1 protein-coding gene is annotated in these 247 nt (G+C 25.1%); it reads left to right on the forward strand.

The annotated features are described in order from the left end of the window. The coding region (locus AAEY78_RS15315) for a hypothetical protein (RefSeq protein WP_352340145.1) at positions 1-231 on the forward strand (231 nt) is incomplete at its 5' end. Between the last annotated feature and the right edge of the window lie 16 nt (positions 232-247).

The raw sequence follows: 247 nt of genomic DNA on the forward strand, positions 1-247 counted from the left end.
TTGTTGTTTTTTTTTTGTGTTTGGTTTGGTGTGGTTTGGTTTGGGTTTCTGTTTTGGTTGGTTTTTTTGGTTGTTGGTGTTGTTTTGGGGGGTGGTTTGTGTGGTTTTGTTTTTTTTTTTTTTTTTTTTTGTTTTTTTTACATAAAATCAAAATGTAATTTTTTTTTTATTATTTTATTAAAAAAATTTAAAAAAAATCTAATTATTTTGGGTGTTTTGCTTAGCAAATAATCACTTTGCAAAACCC

The organism is Psychrobacter sp. 16-MNA-CIBAN-0192, assembly GCF_040309565.1.
Classification (GTDB): Bacteria; Pseudomonadota; Gammaproteobacteria; order Pseudomonadales; family Moraxellaceae; genus Psychrobacter.